Below are 12,020 nucleotides of genomic sequence, written 5' to 3'. Positions count from 1 at the left end.
ATCACCTAAAAGGTGTTCAATTAGTTCTTAATAAATCGAATGGCCAGTGAACACTTGTTCTTTGATTTCACCTTTGTAACTGCCGTCTGAATTCGTAAAGTAGTCTTTTATTGTTCGCGATAAGTTATGATCTTCATTGCCGAATGAACGGAGCGACCTTAGCGTTGGAATGTAGATTGTCTCCCAATTCAGAGCTTCGAACTTATCTACCACCTCCTTATAAGTCCAGTCCTTTCTGGCTTCAAACCCTACCTTGTAGAAAGGTTCTGCAAAATGTGATTTTAAATTTATATCTTGATTAGCATACCCAATTAAAGGCCCCCAATGCTTAATTGGGTCCAGACCTGAGCCACCCCCAATCAGATTTTGTATACTTGTAGCTAAATTAGCTTCTTGAGTGCCGCTGCCATTCAGTTTGACCATGCGATCCATTTTATCATATATAGGACGCACGTATTCACTGATTACTTCAGCGGAAAAACCGAGTTCCATCTTGTTTTTATCGGCCTGAAAGACCTCTCTGATCATCCTACTCTTCCCTGAATTGTTTGGCCCAATAAACAAATTTATCTGTTTTAGCTCTTCCAAGTCCCAGTGAATTTTAAAATCATCAATGCCGTTGAAAGAAATTCGACCTATTAAACTTCCAAACTCTTCATGTTCAGTCATCTGCTGCTACCCTTTATTGATATCCCTGTCTTCAATCACTTCACTGATCATGCTTTCTGCCCTTGCAATGATATGCAGACAATTTTACGGTTCAAGATTCTCATCGAGCCGCTCGGCTTAAAGTGTTGATGGTGATAAACGGAATATTCGATTTTCCAATTTAGCGAAGTACAAGGCTGGTTCACAGTTCCTTAGCTTTTGCTAATGTGCTTAATTGTACATTCAACGCCGTTACCCGCTCCTTGCCGTTTAACTCTATACGTTTTAAAGAATTAATCTTGTTGTTAACAATATAATATACTCGTCGCATCGCTACAATAACACTAGCCCCTATGAGCTTATAAAGTCATAAAGTAGTTCTATATGAACAGGGCCAGTTAGTTTAAGACAATAATAAGCAAATTCACCAGTAACAAGGCTGGCATGAAACTTTGGATATCTCAGCATTAAAGAGCGCACTCGGCCTCTTCCGTTTACTCCCATCACTATGAGACAATGACGCAACGACTTAGATTTCCAGACTTTTGAGTTTGTATTGGGCCCTGGCGGAATACGCAGTTGTATACACACTTGGGTTTAAAAACAGCAAACTCTGAATAGCAGCCTGCTGCCCTTAATAAGAATAACAGGTTGATAGAAATAGGATTTATAGCCTGATGGCGACACAAGAATTGACTGATAATATCCCAACAATTTACTGGCACGATTATGAAACTTGGGGTGCCAGCCCGCAAAAAGACCGGCCGAGTCAGTTTGCCGGGATCCGCACTGACCTGGACTTAAATATCATTGGTGAGCCACTGATTGAATATTGTCGCCCGGCGGCGGATTATTTGCCTCAGCCGGAGGCGTGTCTGGTGACCGGGATCACGCCGCAACATGCGCTTAAGCATGGTTTACCGGAAAGTGAGTTCATGGCGAAAATTCACATAGAATTCAGTAAGCCCAATACCTGTGTCGCTGGGTATAACAGCATCCGGTTCGATGATGAAGTAACCCGTTACAGCCTGTATCGTAACTTTTATGACCCGTATGAGCGCGAGTGGCAAAATGGAAACAGCCGCTGGGATATCATAGATTTGGTGCGTGCCTGTTATGCCCTGCGCCCTGAAGGCATTGTGTGGCCAGAAAAAGAAGATGGCACGCCCAGCTTTCGTCTGGAAGATCTCACCAAAGCCAATGGCATTGAACACGCTGATGCGCACGATGCACTGAGCGATGTCACCGCAACCATCGCGCTGGCAAAATTAATCAAAGAAAAACAGCCAAAGCTGTATCAGTTTTTCTTCTCACTGCGCGGCAAAAAAGCACTGGCCGATCTGATTGATGTGTTTAATATGCAGCCGCTGGTTCATACATCTTCGCGTATTCCGGCCACTCAGGGTTGCACCAGCTGGATTGCACCGATGAGCTTTCACCCGGTCAATAAAAATGCCGTGGTGTGCTTTAACCTGACTAACGATCCACAGGTCCTGCTGGACCTGTCGGTAGAAGAATTACGGGCGCGCTTATATACCAAGCACAGTGACTTAGGCGAAGATGAGCTGCCGGTTGGTCTGAAACTGGTTCACCTGAACAAATGTCCGATATTAGCTCCGGCTAAAACGCTGTTGCCGGAGAACGCAGCACGCCTGGGCATTGACCGCGAACAGTGCCTGGAAAATCTAAAAGTACTGAAATCAAACCCTGAGCTGCGCAACAAGGTGGCTGAAGTGTTTAATGATCAGGGCGACTTTAGCGACACCACCAACCCCGACTATCAGCTATATAACGGCTTTATCAGTAAAGCTGACAAAGCCAAACTGGCCATTGTACGCAGTGCACCGCCTCATGAATTAGGGTCGCTGGCGCTGGAATTTGAAGACCCTAAGTTCCACACCCTGCTGTTTCGTTATCGCGCCAGAAACTGGCCGGAGAGTCTCTCTGAAAACGAATTAGACCAGTGGCGTAAATACTGTCAGAACAAACTGATGCACGGCGAAGATAATCCGTCTATTAATGCTCAGGACTTTATGATCACGCTGGAAAACCTGGTGTACGAACATGAAGGGAATGAGAAGAATTTGGCAGTACTCAAAGCGCTCTACCACTACGCTCAGAGCCTCTAAGCTAACCGGTTAAAAAGGCGGTGATTTATCACCGCCCTCTTCCGTTACAAACTTTCCTGATAAACCTTTAGGGCTTGCTCCAGATCGGCAATCAGGTCTTCCACATCTTCCAGACCGATATGTAAACGGATCACCGGGCCATGCTGCCAGCCGGTAGTGCTTCGCAATGGCGCCATGCTGGCGTTAGCCGTAACCAGGCTCTCAAAGCCGCCCCAGGAAAAGCCCATCTTAAAGTGATGCAGACTGTCGAGGAAACGGTTAATGGCTTTACGATGTCCCTGTTTCATGACGACAGAGAACAAGCCATTGCTGCCGCTAAAGTCACGTTTAAAGAACTCATGCCCGGGACAACTTTTTAAGGCTGGGTGGCGTACATGATCAACCAGCGGGTGGCCCGCCAGCCAGTTGGCAACCTGCAATGCCGATTTCTCATGCTGCTGTAAACGCACCGGCATAGTTCGCAAGCCGCGCAATGCCAGATAAGCATCGTCCGCCGAGGTACACTGGCCCAGCAGATAGGAATTTTCGCGCAGTGTTGGCCACAGGGTTTCGTTGGCAACAGCTACACCCATCATGACATCTGAATGACCAACAATATATTTGGTGGCAGCCTGAATACTGATATCTACCCCATGCTCAAGCGGGCGATAATGCCAGCCATTACCATAGGTGTTATCCAGCATAGTAATCAGGCCCTTTGCCTTGGCCACTTTAACCAGGCTGGGCACGTCTTGCACTTCCATCGTGATAGAGCCCGGAGATTCCAGGAACAGGACTTTGGTGTTGTCCTGGATCAGAGACTCTATATCTGCGCCAACCAGAGGATCATAGTAAGTTGTTGTGATGCCAAGTCCGGAAAGGATCTTGTCACAAAAATCACGCGTTGGTTCGTACGCAGTGTCCACCATTAACAGATGATCACCGGTTTTCAAAAATGACAACAAAGCTTGTGAAATTGCAGCTGCCCCTGAGGGATACAGCGCACAACCCGCGCCATTTTCCAGCTCCATAATGGCGTCTTGCAATGCAAAATGGGTATTGGTGCCACGACGCCCGTAAAATAAGGTTCGCTTGCCGCGCTCGGAAATGGCTTCCTGCATATCAGCAACGGAATCAAAAACAACTGTCGACGCGCGTTGTACAACCGGGTTAACAACGCCTTTGGTATACTGGGATTTGCGGCCTACAGCCACCAGTTTGGTATTCTTCTTCATAAAGTGCTCAATTTTGGACTAGATGCATCATTGCTGACGCCAGTATTCAATCAGATATCGGGAGATAGAGTCTTTTCGGGTAAGTTTATATCCCGGCGCATCGTCTCCCCACTCGGCAAAACCGTCGAGATCTTCCCGGGAAAACCAGTGTGCCTGCTCCAGTTCATCCTGCTCAACAAAGATTTCGGTACTTTTTGCTGTTGCAATAAAGCCTAGCATAATAGATGACGGAAATGGCCAGGGCTGTGAAGCAAGGTAGCGCACCTCATCAACGTCAACCCCCGCTTCTTCTTTCACTTCACGGATCACCGCTCGCTCAAGCGTTTCACCCGGATCAACAAACCCGGCCAAGGTCGAGTACACGCCGTCAGGCCACTGAGCCTGACGACCGAGTAAACAACGCTCAACCCCATCAGGAAAGGTATAAGTAACCAGCATAATCACAGCAGGGTCGGTACGCGGAAACGTCATATGACGGCATTCCGGGTCGTTACACAAACGCGCATGCCCGGCTTCAACAGAACGATTTGGGCTACCGCAGCGGCCACAAAAGCGATGCGTTTTATGCCAGTAGCATAACCCTCGCGCTAACACGCCCACAGAGGCCAGTTCAACATCCAGCTTGGGACCAATAGTCCGCATGTCTTCAAAATGAAAAGCCTGTTGATCGGCGTGTTCTTCAAAACTCACATCAATGCAGCCCTGCAGCAGCTCTTGCTCCACCTCGCTTACATCAAGTGCAAAATAGCTATGTGTATCGTCGATACCTAAAAAAACAGCTTCTGCACGGTCTAGTGTGGCAATCTGCGACTGAGATAACAGTGCCAATTCACGCTTTTCACTCACAATCAGATTTTTATTATTCCACACCAATAACCAGCGGCTTTTTTCGCCATATTGGCCCAACAGCCAGTTAGGGTCTTTACGTTCAGCCGAGGCCCGATCCAGGTTCATTTGCGTGTAGTGCAGCACGACGTTCATCCTTTTCTTGTTCTTTGAGGACACGCTAACATAGCTGGGCCGAATGCCAATAGCTTTGCGGCAAAAAAAAAGCCCTTACGGGCTTGAACTACAGTGTGATATCACACTACAGAGAGGCAAGATATTCCTGAAGCTTTTGGTTTTCAGCTTCAATATGCTTATAGAATTCGATGTCTTTTAGTTTACTGGCCGCACCTTCATCTAACACAATAACGGCGTGACGGTGCATTTGCAGTGCCGACGCAGGACATGCGGCAGTTAACGGCCCTTCTATCATGGCGTGCACGGCGTCCGCTTTATTTTCGCCAGTCGCAAGCAACACGACTTTACGTGCGTCCAGGATAGTCCCGATCCCCATAGTGATTGATAAATGAGGCTGGTACTCGTCGGCCGCAAAGAAGCGTGCATTATCGTCAATGGTTGCCTTAGTCAGAGTTTTGACCCGAGTGCGTGATGTCAGGCCTGAAGAAGGCTCATTGAAACCAATGTGGCCATTACGACCAATACCCAAGAGCTGAACGTCAATACCGCCCGCCGCGCTGATCTGTGCTTCATATTCTTTGCAGGCTTCAATTGGGTTTTTAGCATCACCCGGCGGAACATGCGTATTATCTTTGTTAATGTCTACATGATTGAACAGCTGTTCATTCATAAAATAGCGATAGCTTTGCGGGTGCTCGCCATCCAACCCAAGGTATTCATCCAGATTAAACGTTTTTGCTTTGCTGAAGCTCACCGAACCCGCTTCGTTACGACGGATAAGTTCCTGATACAAAGCAACGGGCGTTGACCCTGTGGCAAGTCCCAATACAGAGCCTGCGTTACGTGCTAACTGTTGAGTGAAAATATCGGCACCATATGCCGCAACTTCTGCTGCGTTTTTTAGAATTACTATTTGCATAATGTAAGGCTCAAGGTTGTGAACAAACAGGAAAAATGGGATCTGAACCTTGCTTTGCGTGCAATCAAAACAAGGTCAGATCAAAACCTAACTGGGATACACTGTTTAGGTTATTACCATTATGACAACGCTGTCATTATTAGAGAAAAAAGCGCGCTTGTAAAGTAAAAGTGATAAAAAAATGTACTTTTTTTATAGCCAAATAAAAATGGCCCTTACAACGGGCCATTTTGAGTTTGCTAACTAAATATTGGAGTTAGTATGTTTTGCGTTATTACACACTAACAATGATCTTACGCTTATACATCCAGTGTAATACCAGAAGCTGAACCGCCAGCAGAGCACATACACTGACCAATGCCTGCCAGTGCGCAGGCACAGCATTAATGATACCGCCAAATACACTACGGCTAATAAAGGCCCAGTCAACCAGACTCGAGGCCAGATAAATAATGATAGAATTGGCGCCAATAATCACGAATGGATAAGCCAGTTTTTGACCATTGAGTATATCTACCAGGGTAAAGAAAACGGCAAGAAAAATCGCGCTCCAGCCCACGGTGACCAGCACAAAAGAACTCGTCCATAACTCTTTGTTAACCGGGAATTGTAAATCCCATAGCCAGCCTAACGCCAGGCTGACGATACCAGCGACAAACAAACGCCCTGCTACCTGCCACTGTCCGAGTTTATCCGATTGAGCTATCAGCTGGCCTGCAAACACGCCCGCTATCGCATTAACGATGGCAGGAAAGCTGGACAAAATCCCCTCCGGATCAACCGGACGGTTTTGATAGGTAATCCCGGGTAACAGTGCCTGATCGACCCAAGCATTCCAGCTGCCTGCCGGTGTGAGTTCACCAGCACTGCCACCAGGGACCGGAATAAAGCAAAGTAGCAACCAGTAGGCCAGCAAAATACCCACGCCTGTAAAAGCTGTGGTCTTCAAACTACAATGCCATACCAGCATGGCACAGAAAAACCACGCAATAGCAATCCGCCCAAGCACACTGGCATACCGGATCTCACCGAGATCAGCAGGTATACCTGTTCCCCAGCCATGATTATATAGCACCCCAAATAGGCACAGTAAGCCAAGTCGCTTAATCGCTTTTATGTAAATGGGTTTACGCTCTGCCATTGGCAGGTGGTCAATGCGCTTGGGTCTGAGTCCCATTGCCACACCTGACAAAAAGATGAACAAGGGAAATATCAGGTCGTAAAAAGTGAAACCATGCCAGGCACTGTGGAGCGTTTGAGCTTCAAATATCTTCCACCCCTGCCAGCCGGTTAAAACAAACAATGCGGCAAATATGGACTGACCACCGAGGATCCAGAACATATCCATACCGCGTAAAGCATCGAGTGATGCCAGTCTTTTCTTATTATTTGACATAGTTACAGCCTACACAAACAAAAAATCCCCGCTAAACTGCAGCGGGGTTTTTTACCCAGGGAAAATTATACGCGTTGCCCGTTAATAAAAGTCTGCAACACATGAAGATCGTCATCGAGCACAACAAAGTCGGCATCGGCGTCGTCGATAAGGCGCCCTTTAGTTGCCAATCCCAAATATTGTGCTGGGTATAAAGAAGCCATCCGCAGCGCTTCTGACAAGGTAACGTCTAGCGTATTGACACTATTGCGCACCGCACTGGCCATGTCCAAAACACTGCCGGCTAACTCACCTGTGGTCGAATTTAATCTGTCACCCGTGCGGATCACCTTACGGCCATCGAAGAAGTCGAATTCCTGATCATCGGTGCCCACAGGAGGCATAGCATCAGTTACCAGCATGATCTTACCGCGCTGTTTACTACGAATAGCCAGTTTTGCCGACGCAGGATGGACATGGTGACCGTCAACGATCAGACCACACCAGGCATTGTCTTCCCACAATGCAGCACCTACGACACCGGGTTCACGTGAGGTATACGCCGACATAGCATTGAACAAATGAGTGAAGCCATCAGCCCCTGCTTCCAATGCAGCCATGGTGGTTTCAAAGTCAGCATTAGAATGACCAATCGACACTTTCACGCCCAGTTCAACCAGACGTTTTATGTCACTCAGAGGCACAGTTTCCGGTGCCAGAGTCACCATCTTGATCCCTAAATCTGTACGGGCATAAATAGCAAATTCACGCTCTGAGATAGGACGAATAAATTGCTCACTGTGTGTTCCCTTCTTTGGGTGGGACAGGTGTGGACCTTCAAAATGGATCCCGGCAACACCAGGTTCTTTACGGGCAATGGCCTCTGCAACAGCATCTGCGGCTTGCTCCATAACGGCAATCTGATCGGTGATCAGCGTTGGCATCAGAGCGGTTGAACCAAACTGCGCATGTGCTGTGACAATGGTTGTCAGGCACGATAAGGTCGGATCAGCATTTAAAAAGCCACCGCCGCCGCCATTAACCTGAACGTCAATGAAACCTGGTACGGTAAGCCCTTCCAATCGCGTTACGTCACTGCTCGACGGGTGCGATTCAAATCTAAGTCTGCCATTGTCGACAACAAACTCAACATCGTTTTTAAATTGTGTGCCGTCAAACAAACGGCTGGCCAAAAATCTGTTCATGTTTTATACCAAGTGCTCCGATTGACGTTGAATGCTTTGCATGGCGAAGTAAATAGCGCCCATTTCAGGCGGCTGCTTTGGCAGCTCTACTTGATTTGCCACTTCCGGATCTAACCACTGGCTAAGTGGCTCAGATAAACCACCAATCATTGAAAGCCTGGGCGGGTTGTTCTCCAGAAGTTTGCGCGCAAGGCGACTTACATAGTCAGCACCGGTTTTAACAATCTCCAAGGCAAGCGAGTCTCCGCTTTTCGCTGCATCCAATACATAGCGCGCCAGTTTGGCGTAACTGCTAGATGGTTGCCCTGCCATTTGCTCAGCAATGCCCATCGCAGTATTGGTGTTGAAATGCTGTAAGAAAACCTGCGATAGTACTGTGTTTGGCCCTAACCCGTCCAAGTCCAACAATACGGCTTTTACAGCTTCCAGACCCATCCAGGAGCCACTGCCAATATCTCCCTGAGCAAAGCCATGTCCACCATAATTAGCACTTTTACCATCCACCAGCACAAAGCCACAAGAGCCAGTTCCGGTGATAATCACTGCGCCATCTTCACCTTCATGTGCACCGATACACGCTGTATGCAAGTCGGTGGTCAAAAACATCTGTTTAAACGGGTGATCCCAGCGCATAATTTTGTCATATAAGCTAGGTAGATTAACGCCTGCAAGGCCTAAACCCGCATTGAGTTCATGTACCTGCTCTACTCTGAGTCCTGCGTCCTGCAATGCCAGTTGAGTAGAAACCATGATTGACTCTAAGGTTCTTTCAAATCCGTGCAGCGGATTCGCAGGACCGCCAAGACCAGTGCCTAGTACGCCATGTATTGCAGAGTATATGGTGGCACGGCATTTCGTCCCTCCACCATCGATACCTATATATAACTGGTCATGTTCAACCTGTTTAGCCATCATGTAGCGACCCCTAAAAGTGTGATTGGTGCCTCCTCATCCAAAGGCAACCAGTATTCAGTCATGTTGATTTGATGTTACACAACAAATGACAGCGTTGTCATTAAGTTTTTTATTATTTTTTCGCAGTGTGAAAAATTTTAATATTGCATACTTTTGCTTAATTGTCAGAAAAATTTTTGCAAGGAACTGAATATTGTCCTTTTTCTTCGACAAAATCCGGCATATTCAGGAACAGGACACCAGCTTGATTTAATACCCATTTGATAAATGGCGTCGCCAATCTAGAGATGGTGACATCACAACGAGCGCTATGAGAAATTTTAACACTGTTTGCTACACGCCGACTCTCTACAACTGAAGACCGATTAATACAGAGTGCTACGCAAGTATATTTCGAAACGCAAAACGGCGCTTTCGCGCCGTTTAATATGCCTGTCAGGCTCAACTCATCCTTATTGGTGATACACCCATTCGGATAAGCTAATCAGGGTTATTTAACGCCCAGCTCCTGAAGACGTTCTTGCAGATAACTATCAGCTGTATAGCGCTCAGACAGTACTACGTCAGGACGAGGATGCAAGAAAAGCGGCAGCGAGATGCGCGACTTATCACTGGCTTTACCCGTTGGGTTGATCACTCGGTGAATAGTAGACGGGAAATAACCACCAGACGCTTCTTGCAACATATCACCAATGTTAATGATCAAGTTGCCAAAGTCACACGGCACGTCTAACCAGCTGCCGTCTTGTCTTTGTACTTGCAGACCTGGCTCATTTGCTGCGGGTAGCACCGTCAAAAGGTTGATATCGCCATGTGCTGCTGCACGGATAGCACCTGGTTCTTCGTCACCTGTCATCGGCGGATAGTGTAAAACACGCAGTAGCGTTTGCTCAGAATCTTTGATCATGTCTTTTAGATCAATCGAGAACTTGGCACGCACATCTTCAGGCGCTTCGGCCTGTACCCAGCTTAATAGCTGCGCCGCAAATTCATTTGCCAGACGGTAGTACTCACGAATTTCCGCATCCAGCTGCGCCGGTACGCGACCTTTTGGATAAACGTGGAAGTACTCTTTAATATCTTTAATTGTGAAGCCCTTTGCAACTTCAGATACATCAGGCGGAAAATAACCGTCTTGCGTTTCTTTATTAAATAAAAACGCGTGCTTTTCTTCTGAGTTAAAGAATTCTTGCCAGTTTTTATAGATAGACTCAACCAGTTCCTGAGGAATTGGGTGATTCTTTAGTACACCAAAGCCCGTAGAGCGCAGAGATTCAACAAATTGTTTCGCCGCGTCAGGCGCTTGATAGTCAACTGTAGGTAGCTGTTGCATAATGGTTCCACCGATATATTAACGTGACTTAAATTCAAAAAATTAACTGCAACTCGAACATTGAAAATTAACTTTTTGAATTAAGATAAAATCTTGCTCGCGAGCTTAGAGAAATACACCGCCGCAGATAAGGACTTATGTCCGCCCACTCCCTCAATAATCCCCCTGATTGACTCAGATCAAACTGCATCCACGGGCAAAGATATTTGCCACTCCAGACCATGCTGGTGATTGCGCACACTGTACGTGCCGTCCAAAGCATTAACAATCAAATTAGCCGCCACCGAAGCGCTCAGTCCCACATGGCCAGTGTTGCCTCGTTTTGTCGTCACAAACGGTTTGAGCATGTCTTCTTCCGAAATCCCATCTAGCCCTAAGCCATTATCCGCACAGCTGATACTCAGCACCCCATCCTCTATTGAGATCACGATATTCACCTGAAGCGCCCCCTCCTGGCGGCCATGAGATAGAGAATTGGCAATCAAAGTGTCTAATACCGATGCCACTAACCCACCATCAAACACTGCTACCTGGTTCTGATTGACAGCGACATGGACATCAACGGGTTTGTCCGACCAAGCACTGTGGACTTTGTCAGCAAGGTCGCTCAGGTTCACTCGAGTCGGTGACACTGGACACTCTACCCGGGCAATCTGCTTCACCATAGAGACAAATTTTGCCACCCGAGTCAGGTTTTTCTGGCTTAACGCCAGACTGGTGTCACATTGTGCCAGCTTATCTGCAAATACCTCCGGGTCGGCGCTATTGGTTTGCAAAGCTGATATGAGTTTATGCACCGTATCAGAACAATGGCTCACCGCAGTGATGGCCGTTCCCAGTGGCGTATTTATTTCATGGGCAACCCCTATAACCATTTCGTTCATGACCTGAGAAAGCTGCTGCTTAACCGCACTTTTTTGTGCATCCAGTAATTTTATTTGGGTATCAACTCTGGCGAGGATTTCGGCTGGAATAAAAGGCTTGGTGATATAATCGTTGCCGCCTGCGTGGAGTGCTTCGACTATCCAGTCGGTGTCGCTGTGGACGCTGACAAAAACCACCGGGATATGACTGGTATGTTTTTCCGTTTTCAGTATCTTACACAGTTCAATGCCTGACGTCCCAGGCATTTTTATATCCGTGATCACCAGTTCAGGTGGTTTACGCTTAATAATGTTTAAGGCTATTTCAGCATTTATCGCCGCCAGTACCGTATGTCCTTGCTGGCGCAGGATCAATTGCAGCATGTGCAGGTTTTCAGCAACATCATCAACCACCAAAATGTCTGCCATTCCTTTATCCTCCTCATTGCTTTGCAC

At 47.1% G+C, this 12,020-nt stretch carries 10 protein-coding genes; 1 reads left to right on the top strand and 9 read right to left on the bottom strand.

Annotated elements, in window-relative coordinates:
• Positions 1–27 precede the first annotated feature (27 nt).
• Positions 28–669, bottom strand: a complete 642-nt coding sequence (locus MHN31_RS05200) for a hypothetical protein (protein WP_239443625.1) — start codon at positions 667–669, stop codon at positions 28–30.
• Positions 670–1,325: 656 nt separating this feature from the next.
• Here MHN31_RS05200 and sbcB point away from each other — a divergent pair.
• A complete protein-coding gene (gene sbcB / locus MHN31_RS05195) occupies positions 1,326–2,777 on the top strand; it encodes an exodeoxyribonuclease I (protein ID WP_239443624.1) in 1,452 nt (483 codons plus the stop codon).
• Between the two features lie 44 nt (positions 2,778–2,821).
• On the opposite strand, the gene MHN31_RS05190 is transcribed toward sbcB, so the two are convergent.
• The 8 genes from MHN31_RS05190 to MHN31_RS05155 all read right to left on the bottom strand — a co-directional run bounded on the left by MHN31_RS05190 (position 2,822) and on the right by MHN31_RS05155 (position 11,993).
• Complete coding sequence (locus MHN31_RS05190) at positions 2,822–3,991, bottom strand: cystathionine beta-lyase (RefSeq protein ID WP_049864572.1); 1,170 nt, start codon at positions 3,989–3,991, stop codon at positions 2,822–2,824.
• Between the two features lie 27 nt (positions 3,992–4,018).
• On the bottom strand, positions 4,019–4,963 hold the full coding sequence (nudC, locus tag MHN31_RS05185) for an NAD(+) diphosphatase (RefSeq protein WP_239443650.1): 945 nt from the start codon (positions 4,961–4,963) through the stop codon (positions 4,019–4,021).
• Between the two features lie 115 nt (positions 4,964–5,078).
• On the bottom strand, positions 5,079–5,873 hold the full coding sequence (gene nagB, locus MHN31_RS05180; protein ID WP_010385341.1) for a glucosamine-6-phosphate deaminase: 795 nt from the start codon (positions 5,871–5,873) through the stop codon (positions 5,079–5,081).
• 274 nt (positions 5,874–6,147) lie between these two features.
• Positions 6,148–7,269, bottom strand: coding sequence for a DUF5009 domain-containing protein (locus MHN31_RS05175; protein WP_125561279.1), 1,122 nt, complete (start codon positions 7,267–7,269; stop codon positions 6,148–6,150).
• A 65-nt stretch (positions 7,270–7,334) separates the two neighbouring features.
• A complete protein-coding gene (gene nagA, locus MHN31_RS05170) occupies positions 7,335–8,453 on the bottom strand; it encodes an N-acetylglucosamine-6-phosphate deacetylase (RefSeq protein ID WP_138536883.1) in 1,119 nt (372 codons plus the stop codon).
• A gap of 3 nt (positions 8,454–8,456) precedes the next feature.
• On the bottom strand, positions 8,457–9,368 hold the full coding sequence (locus tag MHN31_RS05165) for a BadF/BadG/BcrA/BcrD ATPase family protein (protein ID WP_138536881.1): 912 nt from the start codon (positions 9,366–9,368) through the stop codon (positions 8,457–8,459).
• A gap of 490 nt (positions 9,369–9,858) precedes the next feature.
• On the bottom strand, positions 9,859–10,701 hold the full coding sequence (locus MHN31_RS05160) for a 2OG-Fe(II) oxygenase family protein (RefSeq protein ID WP_125561285.1): 843 nt from the start codon (positions 10,699–10,701) through the stop codon (positions 9,859–9,861).
• A gap of 179 nt (positions 10,702–10,880) precedes the next feature.
• Positions 10,881–11,993, bottom strand: a complete 1,113-nt coding sequence (locus MHN31_RS05155; RefSeq protein ID WP_239443623.1) for a hybrid sensor histidine kinase/response regulator — start codon at positions 11,991–11,993, stop codon at positions 10,881–10,883.
• Between the last annotated feature and the right edge of the window lie 27 nt (positions 11,994–12,020).

This window comes from Pseudoalteromonas sp. McH1-42 (assembly GCF_022347845.1).
In the GTDB taxonomy this organism is placed as follows: domain Bacteria; phylum Pseudomonadota; class Gammaproteobacteria; order Enterobacterales; family Alteromonadaceae; genus Pseudoalteromonas; species Pseudoalteromonas rubra_D.
Note: the sequence above shows the minus strand (reverse complement) of the source record. Positions and strands in the feature narration are given on the sequence as shown.

Bases quoted from the DNA above. Each gene is read 5' to 3' on its own strand.
- MHN31_RS05200 (WP_239443625.1), bottom strand. From the start codon at position 669: ATGACTGAACATGAAGAGTTTGGAAGTTTAATAGGTCGAATTTCTTTC.
- sbcB (WP_239443624.1), top strand. From the start codon at position 1,326: ATGGCGACACAAGAATTGACTGATAATATCCCAACAATTTACTGGCAC.
- MHN31_RS05190 (WP_049864572.1), bottom strand. From the start codon at position 3,991: ATGAAGAAGAATACCAAACTGGTGGCTGTAGGCCGCAAATCCCAGTAT.
- nagB (WP_010385341.1), bottom strand. From the start codon at position 5,873: ATGCAAATAGTAATTCTAAAAAACGCAGCAGAAGTTGCGGCATATGGT.
- MHN31_RS05175 (WP_125561279.1), bottom strand. From the start codon at position 7,269: ATGTCAAATAATAAGAAAAGACTGGCATCACTCGATGCTTTACGCGGT.
- nagA (WP_138536883.1), bottom strand. From the start codon at position 8,453: ATGAACAGATTTTTGGCCAGCCGTTTGTTTGACGGCACACAATTTAAA.
- MHN31_RS05165 (WP_138536881.1), bottom strand. From the start codon at position 9,368: ATGATGGCTAAACAGGTTGAACATGACCAGTTATATATAGGTATCGAT.
- MHN31_RS05160 (WP_125561285.1), bottom strand. From the start codon at position 10,701: ATGCAACAGCTACCTACAGTTGACTATCAAGCGCCTGACGCGGCGAAA.
- MHN31_RS05155 (WP_239443623.1), bottom strand. From the start codon at position 11,993: ATGGCAGACATTTTGGTGGTTGATGATGTTGCTGAAAACCTGCACATG.